Origin of the sequence: Kribbella sp. NPDC056345, assembly GCF_042262745.1 — a bacterium.
Classification (GTDB): Bacteria; Actinomycetota; Actinomycetes; order Propionibacteriales; family Kribbellaceae; genus Kribbella.
The window spans coordinates 156,612-178,375 of record NZ_JBHJQQ010000005.1 but is presented as its reverse complement, the minus strand read 5'-3'; the positions used below and the strand labels follow the sequence as shown (position 1 = coordinate 178,375).

13 protein-coding genes are annotated in these 21,764 nt (G+C 64.9%); 11 read left to right on the top strand and 2 right to left on the bottom strand.

Annotated features, from left to right (window positions below; genetic code table 11):
- Positions 1 to 6: 6 nt before the first annotated feature.
- The 6 genes from ACFCV3_RS19600 to ACFCV3_RS19575 all read left to right on the top strand — a co-directional run bounded on the left by ACFCV3_RS19600 (position 7) and on the right by ACFCV3_RS19575 (position 11,270).
- Positions 7 to 6,840, top strand: coding sequence for a polymorphic toxin-type HINT domain-containing protein (locus ACFCV3_RS19600; protein WP_376031651.1), 6,834 nt, complete (start codon positions 7 to 9; stop codon positions 6,838 to 6,840).
- Between the two features lie 47 nt (positions 6,841 to 6,887).
- The gene (locus ACFCV3_RS19595) at positions 6,888 to 7,325 is read left to right on the top strand and encodes a hypothetical protein (RefSeq protein WP_376031649.1); all 438 of its coding nucleotides are present in this window, start codon (positions 6,888 to 6,890) and stop codon (positions 7,323 to 7,325) included.
- Positions 7,326 to 7,594: 269 nt separating this feature from the next.
- Positions 7,595 to 8,863, top strand: a complete 1,269-nt coding sequence (locus ACFCV3_RS19590; protein ID WP_376031647.1) for a polymorphic toxin-type HINT domain-containing protein — start codon at positions 7,595 to 7,597, stop codon at positions 8,861 to 8,863.
- A complete protein-coding gene (locus ACFCV3_RS19585) occupies positions 8,860 to 9,228 on the top strand; it encodes a hypothetical protein (RefSeq protein WP_376031645.1) in 369 nt (122 codons plus the stop codon). The genes ACFCV3_RS19590 and ACFCV3_RS19585 overlap by 4 nt, the downstream gene beginning before the upstream one ends.
- A gap of 616 nt (positions 9,229 to 9,844) precedes the next feature.
- Positions 9,845 to 10,291, top strand: coding sequence for a hypothetical protein (locus tag ACFCV3_RS19580; protein WP_376031643.1), 447 nt, complete (start codon positions 9,845 to 9,847; stop codon positions 10,289 to 10,291).
- Between the two features lie 547 nt (positions 10,292 to 10,838).
- A complete protein-coding gene (locus tag ACFCV3_RS19575; RefSeq protein ID WP_376031641.1) occupies positions 10,839 to 11,270 on the top strand; it encodes a hypothetical protein in 432 nt (143 codons plus the stop codon).
- 150 nt (positions 11,271 to 11,420) lie between these two features.
- On the opposite strand, the gene ACFCV3_RS19570 is transcribed toward ACFCV3_RS19575, so the two are convergent.
- Complete coding sequence (locus ACFCV3_RS19570) at positions 11,421 to 11,921, bottom strand: DUF402 domain-containing protein (RefSeq protein WP_376031639.1); 501 nt, start codon at positions 11,919 to 11,921, stop codon at positions 11,421 to 11,423.
- Between the two features lie 147 nt (positions 11,922 to 12,068).
- Between ACFCV3_RS19570 and dxs the strand changes: the two genes are divergently transcribed.
- The 5 genes from dxs to ACFCV3_RS19545 all read left to right on the top strand — a co-directional run bounded on the left by dxs (position 12,069) and on the right by ACFCV3_RS19545 (position 19,656).
- On the top strand, positions 12,069 to 13,955 hold the full coding sequence (gene dxs / locus ACFCV3_RS19565; protein ID WP_376031637.1) for a 1-deoxy-D-xylulose-5-phosphate synthase: 1,887 nt from the start codon (positions 12,069 to 12,071) through the stop codon (positions 13,953 to 13,955).
- Positions 13,956 to 13,968: 13 nt separating this feature from the next.
- Complete coding sequence (locus tag ACFCV3_RS19560; RefSeq protein ID WP_376031635.1) at positions 13,969 to 15,300, top strand: hypothetical protein; 1,332 nt, start codon at positions 13,969 to 13,971, stop codon at positions 15,298 to 15,300.
- A gap of 103 nt (positions 15,301 to 15,403) precedes the next feature.
- Entirely contained in the window at positions 15,404 to 16,759 is a 1,356-nt protein-coding gene (locus ACFCV3_RS19555) for a hypothetical protein (RefSeq protein ID WP_376031633.1), read from the top strand.
- 69 nt (positions 16,760 to 16,828) lie between these two features.
- Positions 16,829 to 18,310: an amino acid permease gene (locus ACFCV3_RS19550; protein WP_376031631.1), complete on the top strand. Its 1,482-nt coding sequence runs from the start codon at positions 16,829 to 16,831 to the stop codon at positions 18,308 to 18,310.
- 62 nt (positions 18,311 to 18,372) lie between these two features.
- The gene (locus ACFCV3_RS19545; protein WP_376031629.1) at positions 18,373 to 19,656 is read left to right on the top strand and encodes a hypothetical protein; all 1,284 of its coding nucleotides are present in this window, start codon (positions 18,373 to 18,375) and stop codon (positions 19,654 to 19,656) included.
- Here ACFCV3_RS19545 and ACFCV3_RS19540 read toward each other — a convergent pair.
- Positions 19,646 to 21,754: a 3-hydroxyacyl-CoA dehydrogenase NAD-binding domain-containing protein gene (locus tag ACFCV3_RS19540; RefSeq protein ID WP_376031627.1), complete on the bottom strand. Its 2,109-nt coding sequence runs from the start codon at positions 21,752 to 21,754 to the stop codon at positions 19,646 to 19,648. The two genes, ACFCV3_RS19545 and ACFCV3_RS19540, sit on opposite strands and share 11 nt — an antisense overlap.
- Positions 21,755 to 21,764: the final 10 nt, after the last annotated feature.

Genomic DNA, 21,764 nt, shown 5'->3' with positions numbered 1-21,764 from the left:
ACCGATATGTCGAAACGACTCAGAGGTTCTGTTTTCGTGATCTCGGCAGCCGCGTTGCTGACGACGGTCCTGACCGCCCAAGACACCAGCGCGCGAGCCGACTCGCAGGGCTCCGCGCTGCCTGGGCTCGCCGACCGGCAAGATGCGAAGGTCCAGTCGATGGACCCGGCCGCGGCGAAGAAGTCCGAGGAGGATCGAGCAGCGGCGATGCGCACCGGGCCGGCGCCGGTGCCGCCGACCTGGCCGGAGCCGAGCGATCGAACAGTGCGGCTCTCCGGGGTCTCGGGCGTCCTGAAGACGCCTGTATCCAATGGTGTTGTTCGATTGAGCGCTCATGCCGACCGGACCAAGGTTGGCGCCCTGACGCCGGCCACCGCGCGTCTGAAGGTTCTCGACCGTTCGAAGGCGGACGCTGCTGATGTATCGGGGTTCCTGCTCACCGTCGCCCGTGCGGACGGGCAGTCGGGGGAATCGCCGGCCGAGCTGACGGTCGACTATTCAGGTTTTGCACACGCCGGCGGCGGCGATTGGGCATCGCGACTCCAGCTTGTCTCACTACCCAAATGCGCCCTCACGACGCCAGCGAAGGCGGGCTGTTCGGCTCCCCGCCCCGTCGCCGGCTCGGTCAATCACCAAGAGCACAAGACGCTCACCGCGCCGGTCGCACTCGGAACCGACGAGCGAGTAATGGCTGTGACGGCGGCATCCGCTTCGAGCACCGGTGATTACTCGGCCACTGCGCTGTCGCCTGCCGCATCCTGGTCGGCCGGGCGGAACAGTGGTGACTTCACCTGGAACTACCCGCTGCGGGTGCCACCGGCGCCAGCTGGTCCGGCTCCGAGCCTTTCGATCGACTATTCGGCGCAGTCCGTCGACGGTCGTACTGCGGCGTCGAACAACCAGCCTTCGTGGATCGGTGAGGGCTTCGACCTGAGCCAGTCCTACATCGAACGCAAGTACGCGTCGTGCAACGACGACGGCCAGACCGGCAAGTACGACTTGTGCTGGAAGTACGAGAACGCGACGCTCGCACTCAACGGGCAAGGCGGTGAGCTCGTCAAGGGCGACAACGGCTGGCGGCTCAAGAACGACGACGGCTCGAAGATCGAGAAGGTCGTCAACCCGACCGCGAACGGTGACAACGACAAAGAGTCGTGGGTGGTCACCACGCTCGACGGGACTAAGTACTACTTCGGCCGCGAGCATGTCCTGCCGGGGGCCAACGACCCGGTGACGAACTCGGTCTGGACGGCTCCGGTCGCCGGAGACGACAAAGACGAACCGTGCAACTCCACAGCGGGCTTCGCCAGTTCGTTCTGTGACAACCAGGCCTGGCGCTGGAACCTCGACTACGTCGAAGACACGCACGGCAACTCGATGTCGCTGTGGTACGAGAAGGAAACCAACTACTACGCGAAGAACGGCGCGACCTCAGCTTCGAAGCCTTATATCCGTGGTGGGTACCCGACGAAGATTCTGTACGGGCAGCGTGCGGCGGCCATGTCATTGAATGCGCCGATGCAGGTGGTGTTCACCACCCAGGAGCGGTGCTTGCAGGACTGTGCATCGCTGACCAGCACCACGAAGCACCGCTGGCCCGACGTGCCGTTCGACCAGATCTGTGCAGCCGGAGCGACCTGCACCAAGGTGGGACCGTCGTTCTTCTCCCGCCGTCGACTCGAACAGGTCACCACCAAGGTGTTCAAGGGGGCCCTCTACCAGGAAGTCGACCACTGGAAGTTGACTCAAGACTTCCTGGCCTCCGGCGACGAGGTGTCGGGAAGTGCCTTGTGGCTGAAATCCGTGACGCACACCGGACGGGCACCGGGAACAGCCGCGACCCCATTGACGATCAGCTTCAAGGAGTTCGGCCTTCCGAACCGGGTCGACTCCGACCTCGACGGCATCTCCCCGCTACGGAAGCTTCGGGTCGGGACGATCTGGACCGAGACCGGTGCCCAGATCACGGTGAACTACGCCCAGCCGGAGTGTGTTGCCGAGACGAAGACCAGTCCCGGCCACATGCCGGCCTCTGCGGCGAGTAATGCGATGCGCTGCTACCCGGTGCGGTGGCAACCGCCGCAGTCGCCGGAGATGGACGATTGGTTCCACCGGCATGTCGTCACACAGATCAGGGTCAACGACGTCACCGGCGGCGCCGATCCGGTCGTGACCAATTACACCTACGGCGGTGGCGGTGCCTGGCACTACCAGGAGAACCCGCTGGTTCCGCCGAAGGAACGTAACTGGTCCGATTGGCGAGGTTTCCGGACCGTCACGACCAGCTCCGGTGATCCCGCGGCCGAAGGCCCGAAGTCGAGAACAGTGACGTCGTACTTCCGCGGCATGGACGGTGACTGGTCGAATGCCGACGGCGCCCGCAAGTCGGTATCGATTCCCGATACCCAAGGAGGTTCGCAGGTTGACGCGCCGGAGCTTGCCGGTCTGGTCCGGGAAGCGATCACCTACGCGGCGATCAACAGCAACACCGAGATCTCCGGCTCGCTGACCGATTACTGGGCCCACGAGACCGCGGAGCAGACAGTCGACCTGATCACCGTTCCGGTTGCGAAGAGAATCATTCGGCGCGCGAACCTCGTCAGGCCATCCGCCGTGACGGTCCGGATGCCACGCGACGCTGGCCGTCCGAACATGGTGCACAAAGCAACGACGACGTTCGACCACGACACCGGTCTTCCGGTCACCTCCGAGGACCTCGGCGAGCCGGGCAAGTCTGATCCGTTGTGCACTGTCACCTCCTACGCGAAGAATGCGGCGACCGGCCTGCGAAGCCTGGTTTCGCGGGCCGTTGTCTCGAAGGGCCGCTGCGACGCTGGGTCTGCCAACCCGTCCCAGACCAGGTTCATCTCGGACCAGCGAAAGATCTACGACGAAGGCTCGTTCGGCCAGGCACCGATCAAGGGCGAGCTTCGCTCAGTTGAGCGGGCGACGGGCTACACCTCGGCCGGGGCGCCGACCTATCAGACCATTGCTACGACTACTTATGACTCACTCGGCAGACCGACAGCGGTAAAGGACGCGCTGGGGCGGACATCGCAGACTGTCTACACGCCGACTGGTGCCGGAGCTCTGCGGGAGACGACAACCTCGTCGCCCCCGATCAACCCAGGCAACCCCAACAGTCCCATGCTCGTGACCAAGACCACCTACCGCCCGGAATGGGGCAGCAAGGAGCAGGAGACTGACCCGAACAAGAAGGTCACCGACCTGGAGTACGACGCTCTCGGAAGAGTGACGGCTGTCTGGCTGCCGAACCAGTCCAAGGCGGCCGAGAAGCTCCCCAACATGCGGTACGCCTACAGCCTCTCCGCAACAGCTCCTTCGTACGTGCGTACCGACGACCTGAAGACCTCGGCGGACGGTTACCTCTCCGGCTACGCCATCTACGACTCGCTCCTCCGCAGCCGTCAGGTTCAGTCGGTCGCTCCTAACGGCGGGCGGCTGATCAGTGAGACGAAGTACAACACTCGTGGCCTACCTGTCCTTCACAACAACGACCTGTGGAACTCCGCCGCGCCCTCGGGCAGCCTTGCCGTGGTCCTCGACACGGCGGTTCCCAATCAGACCCTGCTGACCTACGACGGGGTGGGGCGCACGACCGAATCCACCTATGCATCGGCAGCCGTTCCCCAGTGGTCGACGCGAATGCTCTACGGCGGTGACACCGTCACCACCCTGCCGCCGAAGGGCGCTCCGGCCACAGCCGAGATCAAGGACTCGCGCGGTTGGGTGATCGAGCGGCGCGAGTACAACGGTTCGGCCGTGACGCCGGACTTCATCTCCAGCAAGTACGACTACGACCCGAGTGGCAAGGTCTCGAAGCTGACCACCGCAGGGGCGACCTGGACGTACGAGTATGACCTCGTCGGTCGCAAGATCAGGTCGACCGACCCTGATTCGGGCGCCACCGCCTACGAGTACGACAATGCCGATCGGCTTGTCGCACTGACCAACGCGAATCAGACGAAGCTGATCACCAGCTACGACAATCTTGACCGCAAGGTGAGTGTTCACGAGGGGTCGAAGGTCGACGCGAATCTGCGGCTGAGTTGGGACTACGACTTGTCCGGCAATCTCGGCCAGCTCTTCCAGAGCACTCGATACACGGACGGCAGGACAGGTCCGGCGTACAGGTCCCGGATCGTCGATCGGAATGCGCTCTACAAGCCGCAAGAGACTCACCTGGTGATCCCGGCGTCCGAAGGGCCGGAGCTCGCCGGGACCTACACGACAGCGACCAACTACCGACCTGATGCGGAGACGGTCGACTTCACTGCTGTTCCCGGTCGCGGCACGCTGAGCACAGAGAAGCTGTACTACACGTACAACGATCTCGGGCAGCCGCTCTCGATGAAGAGCGGCGACGCGACCTACACGAACGAGGTTCAGTACACCGATGTCGGTGACCCGCAACGCTATGAGCTCGGCAACGCGGAGAACATGGACATCATCAATCAGTTCGAACAAGGGACGCGTCGGCTCCTGTCGAGTTCGTCCGGCGATGTCGAGACGTTCTCCAACCATCACTACGCCTACGACCAGGCCGGCAACCTCCTGAAGGACGACAACAAGGTCGACGGCGACGCCCAGTGCTACAAGTACGACGGGCACGCCCGACTGACCGACGCCTGGTCACCCAGGAACGCGGACTGCGCCGCTGCGCCGTCCGTGGCCGGGCTCGGCGGACCAGCGCCGTACTGGCAGTCGTGGACCTACACTCCCAGCGGTCTGCGACAGACCGAGACCGATCACACCTCCGCGGGCAACACGACGGAGACCTACGCCTACAACTCGGCACAGCCGCATTCGCTGAAGTCCGTCACCACGACCGGAGCGGTGCCGAGACCGACTGCAAGCTACGCCTATGACGCAAGTGGAAACACCACCCAGCGTCCCGACCCCGACAATGGCGTTCAGGCACTGACCTGGGACGCCGAGAACAAGCTGCAGAAGCTCGAGAACGTCGCGGGCGACACGTCGTACATCTACGACGCCGACGGCGGCCTCATACTGCGCAAGAGCCCAGGTGAGACGACCCTGTACGTAGGTTCCCTGGAGCTGACGCTCGACACGGCCACGAGGGCCGTCACCTCGAAGCGCGAATACTCGATCAACAACCAGGTCATCGCGGTTCGGGCGAGCGCCACCGACCTCAAGTGGTTGGTCCCCGACCATCACGGCACCTCGAGCGTCGCGGTCGACTCCAGGACGCTTGCCGTCACCAAGCGCTACACAACCCCGTTCGGCGAACGCCGCGGCGCCGAACCGGTCACCTGGCCGAACGAGCACGGCTTCCTAGGCAAACCCGAAGACAAGCTCACGGGTCTGACTCACATCGGAGCCCGCGAGTACGACCCAGGCATCGGCCGCTTCATCAGCGTCGATGCCGTGATGGACACCTCCGACCCGCACCAAATGCTCGGATACACGTACGGGTCCAACAATCCTGCGACGGTCTCCGACCCCACCGGTCTCCTGGAACGTGAAGACAAAGGCGGCGGCGTCGGCTGTTCAGGTCCGTGCGGCAGCACCACCAAGCCGCCTGCCGAAACCAAGAACGACAGGGGTACCAACGACGGTGACACCGGCGGCGACAACGGCGGCAGTAACGGTGGCGATGGTGGCGACAACAACAACTCCGGTGGTTGGCGCGGTGCGCTCAACAAGCACGTCAAGAAGATCACCCACAACCTCGACCGCGGCAAGAACGCCTTCCTTGACTACCAAGCCGGCATTGGCGCAGGCGGTCTCGACACCATTAAGGGCCTGCTGGCCGCCAGCCAGATGAGCTTTCAGTGCTTTCCGCTGTTGGACTGCTCAGGGCAGGCCAACATGGTCAAAACGGTTGTCCGTGACCCCAAGTCCCTGTGGGACGCCATGGTGGCGCCCATCAAACAAGACTGGGCAGCAGGCGAGAAGACCCAAGCAGCCGGCCGAGTCGCCTTCGTGATCGGCGAGGCCCTCATCGGCACCAAGGGCGGCGCCTCCCTCCTCTCAACAACCGCCCGCAACTCGGCAGCGCACGCAGGCGAACAAGCGGCCGAGGGCGCAGCGACAGCAGCAGCGAAGACCTTGTGCCGCAGTTTCGCAGGCGCAACCGCGGTCCTGATGGCCGACGGCACGCGCCGAAACATCAAAGACATCAAACCCGGAGACAAGGTCCTCGCCACCGACCCTGAGACTGGTGAACGAGCTGCGAAGACAGTTCTTCACGTATGGGTACATGACGACACTCTCATGGACCTCGTGGTCGATGGTGGAAAGGTCGTGACCACCGAGGACCATCCGTTCTGGTCGGTGACTGATGGCCGCTTCGAGCGCGCGGACGAATTATCGGCAGGTGAGAAACTTCTCGACGCTAATGGTCGTCCTGTTCTGGTCTCGAGGCTCGTTCCTCGCAGCGCACATCAAGCGCAGGCCTACAACTTGACGGTCGCGGGAATCCATACCTACTTTGTCGTCGCGGGTCGAGGGTCGGTACTAGTTCACAATGCAGATGGCACTGGCATTGATCTCAGTGCGGCAGAATTGTGGTCGGGTGGTGACTTTCCGCTCGGCGGAGAGTTCGATTCTGGAGGGCCGCGGAATGGGATTCTCTACCGCAATCAGAATGGTGCACTGAGCAATTACGCAGTCTACGATGCTGACGGAATCATTCTCAGGCGAGTCGACCTCGTCGGCGCCAGCCATAGGGGAGTTCCCACCCCGCATGTCCAAAAATTTACGCGGAATGTCAATCCGAGGGGCCAGATCTTCCCCAAGCAAGACCCCATTGCCCACCCGGCAGGTTCTGACGATCTCCCGCGTGTTGACTGTTGAGGGCAGTTGGATCGCGTAGCATACGTTCTGAGAAGATTGGAGCGCACATGAACTTGAGTGGCCTGCCGCAGGTTGACGATTGGGTTGCTGACTTCGGCGACTTTGGATTCAGGACCTTTGTGTTGGCGAATGTTTCTATAGCTGAAGCCTGCTCGGTCGCAACGCTTCTGTCGCCGGATTTTATCGAGTACAATGGCTGCGTCGTCCTGGAATTCGTGTTCGATACGGGCGGCATTGATGCTTGGATTGAGAGATTCGAAGGCGATAGGAAAGCTGTCGAGGGGGTAGTAAATCACATTCATCTATGGGATCTCTTCAAGCCGAAGTCCGAGACAGAGAGCGTGGCCTTGGTGCAGCTTGCTCAGCAGATGGCTATTTCTTGGAAGGTGGCGGCCGCTTCGCAATTCCCCGGTCGTGACTTCGTCGTTGAGTCTAGTGACGGTAGTGATGACTATGGCCCGACCGTAACCATCAGGACGGCGTGATGGAGATGTCGAATGACGGTCCGGAATCGCGGTGCGGGCATGGTCGGTCCGGCCAGTGCCGACACGGGAAGTAGCCGCTCGGCGCTGAGCCTTCTCGGTCGTCTGGTGGGGCCCCATTCGGCCGATTCATCAGTGTCGACGGGCTGAGGGAGAACTCCGACCCGCCTCAAGTGCTCCGGTTACACCTACGGTAACAACAATCCGAGCACCGTCTCCGACCCGACCGGAATGATCAATCATCACAGCGGCGGTGAAGGGGCGGCGGCGGGTTGTCCTTCCCGCCTTCCACCAAACCGCCTGCCGAAACCAAGAACGACCGCGGTACCACCGGCGGCGACAACGGCGGCAGTAACGGTGGCGATGGTGGCGACAACAACAACTCCGGTGGTTGGCGCGGTGCGCTCAACAAGCACGTCAAGAAGATCACCCACAACCTCGACCGCGGCAAGAACGCCTTCCTTGACTACCAAGCCGGCATTGGCGCAGGCGGTCTCGACACCATTAAGGGCCTGCTGGCCGCCAGCCAGATGAGCTTTCAGTGCTTTCCGCTGTTGGACTGCTCAGGGCAGGCCAACATGGTCAAAACGGTTGTCCGTGACCCCAAGTCCCTGTGGGACGCCATGGTGGCGCCCATCAAACAAGACTGGGCAGCAGGCGAGAAGACCCAAGCAGCCGGCCGAGTCGCCTTCGTGATCGGCGAGGCCCTCATCGGCACCAAGGGCGGCGCCTCCCTCCTCTCAACAACCGCCCGCAACTCGGCAGCGCACGCAGGCGAACAAGCGGCCGAGGGCGCAGCGACAGCAGCAGCGAAGACCTTGTGCCGCAGTTTCGCAGGCGCAACCGCGGTCCTGATGGCCGACGGCACGCGCCGAAACATCAAAGACATCAAACCCGGAGACAAGGTCCTCGCCACAGATCCCAAGACTGGCGAGCGGGCGGCTAAAACGGTATTGCAGGTGTGGGTACACGACGACACACTGACAGATCTTCTCGTCGACGGTGGGAAGGTCACGACGACGGAGGACCACCCATTCTGGTCGGTCACTGATGCCCGATTCGAAGGCGCAGGCGAACTTGCGCCGGGCGAGAAGGTACTGAGCGCTACCGGGCAAACGGTCCGGGTCAGCGGGCTTGCACTCCGAAGCGCGCATCAGGCGCGGGCCTATAACCTGACAGTCGCAGACATTCACACCTACTACGTACAAGCAGGCAAGACGTCGGTCTTGGTTCACAACCAGGATGGGCCCTGCGGTGTTCCCGGAGTGGGTGACACGCCATCGAAGGTCGTGAACAGTAACATGGGGCACGTCGATCTGACTCGCGCTGAACGGGCTGGCTTTACCGCGATTCGTGAAGCGCGCGATGCGGTCCGTGATCTGGGCAAGCAGATCGAGAACTCGGGATTTCCCGAAGGAACGATTCCAGACACTGCGCGCGCTGATCGGGTATTGGTCCCGCTCGGCAAGAAAGGATACGCCGCCTACCAGATAAAGCCGAATGGAAATGCAGTATTCAAAACAATTCTGGAGCGTCGATGACCGCGCAAGAAGAAGAGACCTTGAGTGAGTCGTTCTGGAGCCTCGGAGAGTCCGAGGAGAAGCTTGTGCAGGACATCTTGCAGCGAAGATTTCCGCAAACCTATTCCGTCCTTGCTAAGAGCCTAAATGATTCCGATCCGATGGATCTGGTTTACCCAGGCAATGAGGATGAATATACTGATGTCATTCGAGAAGCGATTGTCCTGCTGGCTCCTGTGAATGGGGACATTTCAAGAATTGGTGACGAGAAGTTGAGGCAACTGCTTGTTGAGGCGCTCGCGCGATGTTTCGGCGAGGAAGCCGAGGGCACGAGGATCGATCATCTGGTCCGGCTAATCCGGGTGCCTTTCGCGGAGATGAAGTAGGTCAGATGGTGTGCGCGGTCCGCGCCACGGGGTCGAGGCAGTTCTCAATTCGGACGGATACATACGACGTATCTGGGTGACGGACTGCGTTCTGTACTCGGTGCGGCCAATGACCTTCGAATCGGGTGCAAATCGGCGGTAGCCTTATTGCCGGCCGAGCCTGAGGGAACATGGCTCTTTTTCGGTGGTGCCGAGAAAGATGTGTACCTGCAAATCGTCCACTTTGCAGACATAATCTCAGACGATCTCCGCTGGAGTGCAGGCAGTTCGCCCTGGCCGGGCAGGGTTGAGGTCGAGGCGTTTATCCGTGCTGCTGTTGCCATGGCTGAGGATGTGCTGACTCAGTGCGGCAGTCTCGAAGAGTACGCTCGACTGTGGGGCGGTATCGCTTTCCCTGCACGCGAGCTGGAGGACTTGCGGCACGGATTGCCAGGCACCTGAGGCGGTTCCTGAGTCCGGGAGGAGTATTCGGGAAGCGTGGACGTTTGCGGTCGTCTGGGCACGCCGGTGAAGACAGTTGCGGTCGAATGGTGGAGGATTTCGTGGCGAGGTTCCGTACTCGATGGTGTCTTCGAAGTCATGTTTTCGGATGGACCGAATTCCTGAATGAAGAGAGGTGGCCGAGGTGGAACTGGGAGACCTTCCGCAGGTGAAGGCCTGGACGGCGGATCTTGGGGTTTTTGATCTGCGCGTTTTCTTGATGTCCAACGTGTCGGTTACTGAAGCCTGCTCGCTCATGACGCTGATATCGCCGGAATTTTTAGAGTATCGCGGAGGGGTGTTCCTGAAGTTCATGTACGCCCCTGAGGGTGTCGATCATTGGATGGACCACTTGAATGGCGACCGGCGGGCTGTTGAAGTAGTTATGAATCATGTTCATCTATGGGATTTTCTGGCGCCTAAAGGTGACTCCGAGCATGAGGCTCTAGTGTGGTTTGGCCGTCAGGTCACTCACTTCTGGGAGGTAGTCCTCAAATCGCGATTCGCTGACCGTGAATTCGTGGTTGAGTTCGACGACGGGACCAATGAATACGGTCCAACGCTAACTCTTCACTCTGTCTAAGATTATTCCGTTGCCGTCTACTCCCAGGTTTTCCTGCTCGGCGGGTTTTGCGCGTGAGGTTTCTGAGCCGAGTCGGGTACGTCCGGGACGGCTCGTCCTTGTCGTGCTCGCATCGAAGACAACGCGAACACGGATCCACCGAAGGTCACCCGAGAGGCTCTTGGCAACTCAGCCCAAGATCGCGGAGTAGCGGGGCGGTGCACAGATTTGCCATGTCCCTGGCGGCGCTTCACAAGCCACTTTTCAAGCAGCACGGCGTACTGCCTCATCTTCTTCGGTGAGGTTGAGGAGGCTGTGGTTGATGCCTTCGTTGCGAATGATCCGGCTGGGCTCGACTGGCGCGGCATCTTGGCGTTCTTGGATGAACAGCTGAGCGGAGGGGATCCGTATGTGAAGGGCGTGATCTCCGCGTCGTTTCTTTGGGATCTGCCGCACCCAGGACGCCGTGGGCACGGGATCGTTGATCGACCCATGGCCCAGGAGTATCGGAGTATTCGTCCGGGTGGGCGGGACGCTTGGAGGGGATGAGTTGCTGCTGAGGTGGGTGATGGGTGGTGTTGGCTCGGCTGACTTGCGCCTGGAGGTGGCGGGCGAGGTCGTCGTGGTGCATACGACCTACCTGGGAGATGGGCTTGGGTCGCTGTTGCGGGCGGCTGACGCGTTGCGGATGGGGGCGTCGGCGACGTGGGCGTTTCTACCTGCTGAGCCCGGCGGGACATGCCTGTTCTTTGGGGGCGCGGACGACGAGGTTGGCCTGCAGATCGTGGAGTTCGCGGACATGGTGAGCGAGTCCGAGCAGTGGAGTGGCGGGCGGTTGCGGTGGCGTGGGCGGGTGGGGGTGCGAGCGTTCGTTCGTGGCGCGGTTGTGATGGCGGATGAGGTTTTGGTGCAATGCGGCGGGGTGGACGGGTACCTGAAGGCTTGGGGTGGGATCCCGTTCCCGCTCGAGCAGTTGGAGGCACTGCGGCAGGGCGGGTGAGCCCGTTGCAGGAAGGTGCAAGTTTGCTGTTGGGGGTGGATTGAGTACGGGGAGTGGTTGAGGATGGGTGGGTCGCGTTCCGAGAGGGCGCGGGTTGATCGGCCCTTGTCGGCTCAGGGGGGCTCCTAGCCGGCGGGGGCCGGTTGCTGTCTAGAGGTGTTTGATGGCTTCCAGGTAGGGCTGGTAGGCGGAGCTGAAGGGCTCGGCGGTGGTGATGTTGGCGGCTAGCCAGGTGCAGGTTGCTTGGGCGGTGGCTACTACCTGGGGTGGGTAGGCGTATTTCACGCGGTGGGCTTCGAACTCGTCCTCGTCCATGACCCGTACGGCGCCGCTGCGGAGCAGGCGGATGTCGAGGTCGAGGTCTACGAGGGTGACGGTGTCCACGCCGAAGACGGCGGGCATGGTGACGTCGCAGTAGATGTGGGTGGCGTGGGGGGTGTCGTTGAAGAGGGCGGACCACCATTGGCCGCGGGGGAAGAGGCGGACGCGGTGGTGGTCGACGGTGATCCAGGTGCCGTCGGCGCGGCGGGCGCGCTGGCCGGGGCGGGAGCCTACCCAGAGGCCGTGTTCGTCTTCGCCTAGGTGGACGGCCTCCATCAGGCGGTGTGGGGTGCCGTCGTACTTGGTGAACAGGGTGGTCACCTGATGCATGCGGTCACTGTAGGGGAGACCCCGAACTAATCACGGTTAGTGAGCGTCTCAGAAAGTGAGATTCACAGCACGTGCCCGGCCAGTTCGGAATCAAGCGGGCGCATGCATAGACTCAAGCGTCCGAGGACGACCTGCGGAAGGGGCTCGATGCGCGTGCTGGAGACGGTCGGCGGGCCGGCGGATCTGAAGAAGCTGACGCCGAAGGAGCTCACCGACCTGGCGGCGGAGATCCGGGACGTGCTGGTGGAGACCGTGTCGCGGACCGGGGGACACCTCGGGCCGAATCTGGGCATGGTGGAGATCACACTGGCGATGCACCGCGTGTTCGACTCGCCGACGGATCGGCTGGTCTACGACACCGGCCACCAGACGTACGTGCACAAGCTGCTGACCGGCCGCGCGCCGAAGTTCGGCAGCTTGCGGCAGGAGGGTGGCCTGAGCGGCTACCCGAGCCAGGCCGAGTCCGAGCACGACATCGTGGAGAACAGCCACGCCAGCACGAGCCTCTCGTACGCCGATGGCCTGGCCAAGGCCTACCGGCTCCGCAAGGAGAACCGGCATGTCGTCGCGCTGATCGGTGACGGCGGTCTGACCGGCGGCATGGCGTGGGAAGCGCTGAACAACATCGCCGCCGAGAAGGACCTGAAGCTGGTCATCATCGTCAACGACAACGGCCGGTCGTACAGCCCGACCGTCGGTGGCCTGGCGACGCACCTGACCGCGCTGCGCACCAACCCGCGGTACGAGAAGATCCTCGACCTGATCAAGAAGAACCTCGGCCGTACGCCGCTCGTCGGCCCGCCGATGTACGAGGTGCTGCACGGGGTGAAGAAGGGCCTGAAGGACATGCTCGCCCCGCAGGGCATGTTCGAGGACCTCGGCCTCAAGTACGTCGGTCCCGTCGACGGCCACGACCGGGAAGCGATGGAGGACGCGCTCCGCAAGGCGAAGGCGTTCGGCGGCCCGGTGATCGTGCACGCGGTCACCCAGAAGGGCTTCGGGTACGCCGCTGCCGAGCAGGACGAGGAGGACAACTTCCACCAGATCCGCCCGCCCAACAAGCCGCGCGGCTGGACGGATGTGTTCGCCGAGGAGCTGGTCCGGATCGGTCACCGCCGGCCGGATGTGGTCGCGATCACCGCCGCGATGCTGAACCCGACCGGCCTCAACCAGTTCGCGGAGGTCTTCCCCGACCGCACGTTCGATGTCGGGATCGCCGAGCAGCACGCGGTCACGAGTGCCGCGGGTCTCGCGATGGGTGGCATGCACCCGGTCGTCGGCCTGTACGCAACGTTCCTGAACCGGGCGTTCGACCAGTTGCTGCTCGATGTCGCGCTGCACAAGTGCGGTGTCACCTTCGTGCTCGACCGCGCCGGCGTGACCGGTGACGACGGCGCGAGCCACAACGGCATGTGGGACATGTCGATCGTCCAGCTCGTCCCAGGCCTCCGGCTGGCCGCGCCGCGGGACAGCACCCGGCTGGTCGAGCTGCTGAACGAGGCAGTCGATGTGAGCGACGCCCCGACCGTACTGCGCTATGCGAAGGGTGAGGTGTTCCCGGACATCGACCCGATCGACAAGATCGGCGGACTCGACGTACTGCATCGATCCGGCACCGACGTCCTGCTGGTCGGCATCGGCTCGATGGCTGCCACCGCGATGGATGTGGCGCAGCGGCTGCAAGCACAGGGCATCGGCGTCACCGTGGTGGACCCGCGCTGGGTGAAGCCGGTCGATCCGAAGCTGGTCGAGCTGGCGCCGAAGTTCAAGCTGGTGGTGACGGTCGAGGACAACGGCCGCGCCGGTGGCTGCGGCGTGATGATCGCCCAGGCCCTGCGCGACCACAACATCACGACCCCGGTGCGTGACTTCGGCATCCCTCAGCAGTTCTTGGAGCATGCGAAGCGTGCGGCGGTTTTGCAGGAGATCGGCCTCACCGGTCAGCAGATTGCCAGGGATGTCATCGAGGCCGTCGCCCAGACCCAGGGTGAGTCGATCAGTGAGCCGGCGACTGGTCGGCCAGGCGGAGTCTGAGCAGGCGGCCTGAATGGGCCGCCATGCAGCACCCGCGCGGCGTCGGGCAGCGGGACGAGCCCGTACGCCGCTGTGGCCGTTCCTGCTGTCGTTCGTGCTGGTCGCGGCGGCGGTCGGGGGCGGCCTGGCCCTGCACCAGTCCACCACCCAGGCCGAGCAGCCGGTCAAGACCGCCCCGAAGACACCGGACATCGATCTGGTCGCCCGGGCCGCGGCCGTCGACAAGGTCCTGAAGCGCCGCGCCCAGGCCGTCCTGAGCAACGACCAGGCAGCCTTCCTCGCGGACGTCGACCAGGCCAACCTGAGCCTGATCGCCCGGCAGCGCACGCTCTTCACGAACCTGAGGCAGTTCGGCTTCGCGAAGCTCGCCTACCACCAGCTCGCCCAGCAGTACGACGACGCCGTCACCCGCAAGTACGGCCCCTCGACGTACGTGGTGGCGGTCGCGATGACCTACCAGATCCGCGGTATCGACACCGTTCCCGTCCGCTCGATGCTCGGCTACACCTTCAGCGAGCGCAAGGCCGGCCGCTGGGCCCTCGTCTCCGACCAGGACCTCGACAAGCGCTTGCCCCGCGGTTCGCACGAGGAGGCCTGGGACACCGGCGAGGTCCTGGTCAAACGCGCCGCACGGGTCCTTGTGGTCGTCGAGAAAGGCCAGCAGCAGCTGGCGACCAAGCTGACCGGGATCGCGACCAACGCGGTGAAGGCGGTCAGCAAGAGCTGGCCCGGCGGCTGGACCGGCTCCGGCGTAGTGATCGCGCTCGACGACAAGATCGTCCGCGGCGCCGACTACACCGTCCCGAAGAACGCCGAGGACGCGCTCGCCATGGCGACCTGGGTCTACCGAACCTTGCCCGGCGAGGTGAGCGGTGCCGGTGAGCGCGCCGACTCGTACGTGGTGATCAACCCGCGCAACCGCAACCGGATCGACGCCCGCACCCTCGCGCACGAGTTCACCCATGTCGCGACCGCGTCGTACGGGCCCTATGCGCCGCGCTGGCTGGTCGAGGGCGCTGCGACGTACGTCGAGTTCCTGCCGATGGACGGTGCCCAGGATCTGGCCCTTCCGAAGTACCGGCAGGAGGTGCGGACGAAGTACCTGGCGAAGGCGAAGAGGCTGCCGACCGACGAGGTCTTCTTCCAGCGCCCCGACAGTTCGTACCCGCTGTCCTGGCTCGCGGTCGACTACCTGTTCGACCGTTTCGGTGGCACCGAAGTCGCGACCCTGTATCTGGAGCTCGCCGCGATGGGCACCAGCCAGGGGGAGCGGGACCGGATCATGATCGAGCACGTCGGTCTCACCGAGACTGCTCTGTTCCGGGCCCTGAAGATCGAGCCCTGAAGACCGCCACCGCTTCTTGACCGGCGTGTTGGTGGCGGAACGCGGCGAACCGAGTAGGGTGGCCGAGCTGTAGACAGACGGGCCCTCGGAGGAACGACCCGACGTGAGTGCGACCATCCCTAGCGCCCCGCCGCCAGGCGCTCCGGCTGGCCATGGCCGATGGCTGGGCCTGCTGCTGGCGGTAGCACTCGTGTCCGGCGGTGTGGCCTACGCCGTTCACGAGCGGTCCGAGGACGCCCGGGAGCGGGTGACCGCGGCCGAGACCCCGCCCAGTACGCCGAGATCTCCGTCGAAGGCCGCGGCCGCGGCGACCGCCCGCCGGGTGGCGATCGACACCATCCTGATCCGCCGCGCCCAGGCCGTGCAGACCGGGAACCAGACGCTGTTCCTCAAGGACCTCGACCCGTCGAACACCAAGCTGATCGCCCGGCAGAAGGTCCTGTTCGCGAACCTGGTCGAGATGGGTTTCACCGAGCTGGGCTACAGCCAGGCCGAGGAACGCTTCGACCCGGAGGTCGTGAGGGCTCGCGGGCGAGCGACGTACCTGGTCCGCATCCTGATGCGTTACCAGATCCCGAAGGTCGACGTGGCTCCGGTGACCACCGAGCTCGGGTACACGTTCATCAGCCGGGCCGGCCGCTGGGTGCTGACCGATGACGACGACCTGGACGACGACCTCGGCCCCGGTGCGCACCGCGAGGCCTGGGACCTGGGCCGGATCGAGGTACTGCGCGGGCCCCGCGTCCTGGTCGTGGTCGAGAAGGGTGACCACGAGCGTGGCCGGACGATCCTGACCGAGGCGGCCGAGGGACTGACCGAGGTGCGGGACTACTGGCCGCGCCGCTGGCGTGGATCGGCGCTGATCATCGCGCTCGACGACACCGAGGTCCGCGACGCGCGGTTCGCTGACGAGGACATCGAGTCGGCGGCCAGCGCGGGTTCGACGTTCTCGTCGCTGCCCGGTCAGGACACGGCCGACGGCACCGTGGCCGGCGCCTACATCGTGATCAATCCGAACCAGCGCGACCAGGTCGACGAGATCCTGCTGTCGCACGAGCTCACCCATGTGGCGACCGCCGACCTCGGCGGGTACGAACCGCTGTGGCTGGCCGAGGGCGCCGCGGAGTACGTGTCCTGGCGCGGTATCGAGGCCCTCGGCGGTCCCGGCGAGGTGGCCAAGTGGGAGCAGGAGGTCATCGACGACGCGCTGCCGACGCTGCACTCGCTGCCGACCGACGCCGGCTTCTACGAGAGCTCCGCCGACGTGTACGGCGTGAGCTGGCTGGCCGTCCGCTACCTGGTGCAGCGGATCGGCCTGGACGCGGTCGAGGACCTGTACGAGGACATGGCTGCCCACGGCATCAACCAGGTGTCCCGCGACCGCATCCTGCTCAGCCGCAGTGGCCTCACCGAGGTCACCTTGTGGAAATCTTTACGGACGTACCGGCCGCAACGCTGAGTGCCGAATTGACCTCGCGCTGTCAGAGAGGCAGGCTCGGAGAGTTCCGTCCATCCTGAGGAGGCGCAGATGAGTCTTGTGCGGAAGAAGACGATCGAACAGTCGATCGCGGACACCGACGAGCCGGAGTACCAGCTCAAGAAACGCCTCACAGCCTTGGACCTGACGGTCTTCGGTATCGGTGTGATCATCGGCGCCGGCATCTTCACGCTCACCGGCCGGGCCGCCAAGTCCTTCGCCGGCCCGGGGATCGCGCTGTCCTTCGTGCTGGCCGCGATCTGCTGCGGGCTGGCCGCCCTGTGCTACGCCGAGTTCTCCTCCACCGTCCCGGTGTCCGGCTCGGCGTACACGTTCTCGTACTTCTCCCTCGGTGAGATCTTCGCCTGGATCATCGGCTGGGACCTGCTGCTCGAGCTGATGCTCGGGGCAAGCGTCGTGGCCCAGGGCTGGTCGACGTACGCCGCCTTGTTCCTGGAACAGATCGGACTGAGTTGGCCCGAGTCGATCGGGCCGGACAGCAGCGTGAACGTGCTGGCGATGCTGCTGGTGCTGGTCCTGGCCACGCTCGCCACGATCGGGATCAAGGAGTCGCTGCGCGTCAACCTGGTGCTGGTCGCGATCAAGCTCTTCGTGGTGCTGTTCGTGATCGTCGCCGGCCTGTTCTACATCAAGGGCGAGAACCTGACCCCGTTCATCCCGCCGAGTGTGCCGGCCGAGAGCGGCGACGTGACGATCACGACGCCGTTGTTCCAGGCCCTGTTCGGGTTCGAGCCGTCGACGTTCGGCGTGATGGGTCTGATCTCCGGTGCGTCGCTGGTGTTCTTCGCCTTCATCGGGTTCGACGTCGTCGCCACCACCGCCGAAGAGGCGAAGAACCCGCAGCGCGATCTGCCCCGCGGCATCATCGGATCGCTGGCGATCTGCACGGTCCTGTACGTCGCGGTCTGCCTGGTGATCACCGGCATGGTCAAGTACACCGACATCAGCGGTGAGGCCGCGCTCGCCGAGGCGTTCCGCTCGGTCGGCCGTGGCGGGTTCGCGACCCTGATCTCGGCAGGTGCGGTGGCCGGTCTGACCACCGTCGTACTGACGCTGATGATCGGTGCGGCCCGCGTCGTGTTCGCGATGAGCCGTGACCACCTGATGCCGCGTCAGCTCGGCAAGGTGCACGCCAAGTGGGGGACGCCGTACCGGTTGACGATCGGTATCGGTGTCGTGGTGGCGCTCGTCGCCGGCGTGACGCCGATCGGCAAGCTGGAGGAGATGGTGAACATCGGCACGCTGGCCGCGTTCACCCTGGTGTCGATCGCGGTGCCGCTGCTGCGCCGGAGCCGCCCGGACATCAAGCGCTCCTTCCGGGTGCCGTGGAACCCGGTGATCCCGATCCTGGCGGCGCTGATCTGCCTCTACCTGATGCTGAACCTGTCGCTGGAGACCTGGCTGCGGTTCGGGATCTGGATGGCGATCGGTTTCGCGATCTACTTCGCCTACGGCTACCGCAAGAGCCGCGTCGGGATCGAGCAGAAGACCGGCGAACAGATCGGGGCCTGAGCCCGTCCGCTCCGATGGCCGGCTGACGGTAGGATCAGCCGACCATCGGAGGGGGAGTACCTATGAAGCACCCGGGGCGCCTGGTCGCCGGGGTCACTACGCTGGCGATCGCCGGTGCGGTGGCCGTTGTCGGTGTCCGGCTGCAGCAAGGCGCCGCGGCGCCCTCCGGCGAGGTAGCCGCGATCAAGGCCACGCCGGCGCCGGCCACGCCGACCGAGTCGCCGCAGCGCAAGCAGGAGATCAACAAGCTGCTGAGCGCGCGGGCCGCCGCGGTGCGCAAGGGCGACCTGAAGGCGTTCGTCGCCGCGGTGGACGTCAAACTGCTCCCCAAGCAGCGGCAGCTGTTCGCCAACCTGCGCCAGTTCGGGTTCACCAAGCTGGAGTACGTCCTGGCCGAGCCGCGGCCGGCTCCGCTGCTGACCGCCAAGTTCGGCCCGACGACCTTCTCGAGCCGGGTGCTGATGCGGTACCAGCTGACCGGTCTGGATCCGAAGCCGGCGCAGACCGATGTCGCGTACACGTTCGTCCGGCGGTCGGCCGGCTGGGTCCTGGTCGACGACAGCTCGATCGACGAGGTGCTGAGTCGCGACGGTCACCGGCAGCCGTGGGACTACCAGCCCATCACGGTCGTCCGCCGCGGCAAGGTCTCCGTGGTCGTCGCCAAGCGTGAAGCCGCCCTCGGTCAGAAGATCGCCGTGGCCGCCGAACAGGCCGTGCGCGGTGTCCGGCGGCATTGGCCGCGGCCGTGGGACGGGTCGGTGATGGTCGTGGCGATGCCGGAGCCCCAGGTGCTGGCGATGCTCTGGCTGTCCGGCTCCGGCAAGGGCTGGACGATCGCGGCCAAGGATGTCCCGATCTACGACCAGGACCCGGTCCGCGAGCGGAAGACTGCGCCGGTGGGCTCCCGGATCGTGGTGAACCCGGCGGTGCGCAAGGAGCTCGACAAGGACCTGCTCGCGCACGAGATGACGCATGCGGCCTCGGTGCTGCTCGGCGACTACGCGCCGATGTGGATGGTCGAGGGGTACGCGGAGTACGTCCGCTGTGCGGTGATCGAGGACGACCCGGGGTGGACGGTCGACCCGTACCGCAAGTCGGTGCGGAAGACACTGGCGTCGATGACGGCGCTGCCCGGCCCGAGGGAGTTCAGCGCGGCCGGCAGCCGCTCGTACGGTCAGAGCTGGTGGGTCGTCGAGTATCTGGTCGACAAGCTGGGGGAGAAGAAGGTGGCTGCCCTGTACGTCGACCTGGCGAGTCACGCGAGCGGGGCCGACGCCATCCTGAAGAAACACTCCGGAATGACGCCGGCCCAGTTGCTCGCAGCCGTCAAGAAGTTCAGAGGCTAGCCAGGCCCCGGGACAGGAACCGGCTGCCGTTGACCTTCTCGGCGATACCGGAACGGTCCAGGTACGGCGTGATGCCGCCGAGGTGGAACGGCCAGCCGGCGCCGAGCAGCAGGCACAGGTCGATGTCCTGTGCCTCGGCCACGACACCCTCGTCGAGCATGATCTTGATTTCCTCGGCGAGTGCGGTGAGCACGCGCGTGCGGAGGTCCTCGGCCGACGACGGCTTGTCGCCGACGGTGACGAGCGCCTCGATCTCCGGGTCGACGACCGGCTTGCCCTCGGGCCAGATGTAGAACGACGGCTTGCCGGCGGCAACGACCTTGGCCAGGTTCTCGGAGACCGCGAACCGGTCCGGGTAGGCCCGGTTCATGGTCTCCGCCACGTGCAGCGCGACCGGGAGACCGACCAGCTGCAGCAGCACGAACGGCGGCATCGGCAGACCGAGCGCCGACAGTGCCTTGTCCGCCTCAGGAATCGGGGTGCCCTCGTCGACGGCCGCGCTGACCTCACCGAGGAAGCGCGTCAGCAGCCGGTTCACCACGAACGCCGGAGCGTCCTTGACCAGCACGCAGGACTTCTTCAGCTTCTTGCCGACCGCGAACGCGGTGGCCAGCGTGGCGTCGTCGGTCTGCGCGGCGCGGATGATCTCCAGCAGCGGCAGCACGGCGACCGGGTTGAAGAAGTGGAACCCGACCACCCGCTCCGGGTGCTCCAGATCGGCAGCCATGTCGGTGATCGACAGCGACGAGGTGTTGGTCGCGAGGATCGCGTCCGGCCGGACGATCTTCTCCAGGTCGGCGAAGATCGTCTTCTTCAGCTGCAGTTCCTCGAAGACGGCCTCGATCACGAAGTCGGCGTCGGCGAAGACCGAGCGGTCGACCGAACCGGTGACGAGCGCCTTCAGCTGGTTCGCCTTGTCCGGGCGGATCCGGCCCTTGCCGAGCAGCTTGTCGATCTCGCCGCGTACGTAGCCGACACCGCGGTCGACCCGCTCCTGGTCGAGGTCGGTCAGCACGACCGGCACCTCGAGCCGGCGGGCGAACAGCAGCGCCAACTGGCCGGCCATCAGGCCCGCGCCGACGACGCCGACCTTGTTCACCGGACGCGCCAGCGACTTGTCCGGCGCACCGGCCGGCCGCTTGGCCCGCTTGTTGACCAGGTCGAAGGCGTAGAGACCGCTGCGCAGTTCCTCGCTCATGATCAGGTCGGCCAGCGCCTCGTCCTCGCCCGCGAACCCACGGTCGCGGTCGTTGTCCTTGGCTGCGGCGATCAGGTCCAGAGCCCGGTACGGCGCGGGCGCCGCGCCACTGACCTTGACGTCGGCAAATCCCTTGCCTCGGGCAACGGCTGCGTCCCACGCGTCGCCGCGGTCGATCTCGGCACGCTCGACGGTGACCTCACCGGTCAGCACCTTCGCGGCCCAGATCAGCGACTGCTCGAGGAAGTCGGCCGAGTCCAGCAGGACGTCACCGATCCCGAGCTTGACCGCCTCCGGCCCGCTGAGCATCTTGTTCTGGTTCAGCGCGTTCTCGACGACGATCTTGACGGCCTTGTCGGCGCCGATCAGGTTCGGCAGCAGGAAGTTGCCGCCCCAGCCCGGGATCAGGCCGAGGAAGACCTCGGGCGTCGACAGCATCCCGGCCGCGACCGAGATCGTCCGGTACGTCGCGTGCAGGGCGATCTCGAGGCCGCCACCGAGCGCGACGCCGTTCACGAACGCGAACGACGGCTTGCCGCCGTCCTGCAGCTTGCGCATCACGCCGTGACCGATCTTGCCGAGCGCCAGCGCCTGCTCCCGGTCGGTCAGCTTCGGTACGCCGGTCAGGTCGGCGCCGGCGGCCAGGATGAACGGCTTCCCGGTGACACCGATCGCGACGATGTCGTCCCGGCCAAGCGCCGCGTCGATGGCCTTGTTCAACGAGTCGAGACCCTTGGGGCCGAAGGTGTTCGGCTTGGTGTGGTCCTGACCGTTGTCGAGGGTGATGAGAGCGAGCGTGCCCGCCTTACCCGGAAGGACGACGTCCCGCGAGTGAGCCAGCGTGACCAGCTCGTCGGTCGACAGGGCCGCGGCGCTGTCGATCAGTTCCTGCAAGCTCATTTGTTCCCCT

Excerpts from the sequence above, each read along its gene's own strand:
- ACFCV3_RS19600 (WP_376031651.1), top strand. The coding sequence starts at position 7 with ATGTCGAAACGACTCAGAGGTTCTGTTTTCGTGATCTCGGCAGCCGCG.
- ACFCV3_RS19595 (WP_376031649.1), top strand. The coding sequence starts at position 6,888 with ATGAACTTGAGTGGCCTGCCGCAGGTTGACGATTGGGTTGCTGACTTC.
- ACFCV3_RS19585 (WP_376031645.1), top strand. The coding sequence starts at position 8,860 with ATGACCGCGCAAGAAGAAGAGACCTTGAGTGAGTCGTTCTGGAGCCTC.
- ACFCV3_RS19575 (WP_376031641.1), top strand. The coding sequence starts at position 10,839 with ATGGGTGGTGTTGGCTCGGCTGACTTGCGCCTGGAGGTGGCGGGCGAG.
- ACFCV3_RS19570 (WP_376031639.1), bottom strand. The coding sequence starts at position 11,921 with ATGCATCAGGTGACCACCCTGTTCACCAAGTACGACGGCACCCCACAC.
- dxs (WP_376031637.1), top strand. The coding sequence starts at position 12,069 with ATGCGCGTGCTGGAGACGGTCGGCGGGCCGGCGGATCTGAAGAAGCTG.
- ACFCV3_RS19560 (WP_376031635.1), top strand. The coding sequence starts at position 13,969 with ATGGGCCGCCATGCAGCACCCGCGCGGCGTCGGGCAGCGGGACGAGCC.
- ACFCV3_RS19550 (WP_376031631.1), top strand. The coding sequence starts at position 16,829 with ATGAGTCTTGTGCGGAAGAAGACGATCGAACAGTCGATCGCGGACACC.
- ACFCV3_RS19545 (WP_376031629.1), top strand. The coding sequence starts at position 18,373 with ATGAAGCACCCGGGGCGCCTGGTCGCCGGGGTCACTACGCTGGCGATC.
- ACFCV3_RS19540 (WP_376031627.1), bottom strand. The coding sequence starts at position 21,754 with ATGAGCTTGCAGGAACTGATCGACAGCGCCGCGGCCCTGTCGACCGAC.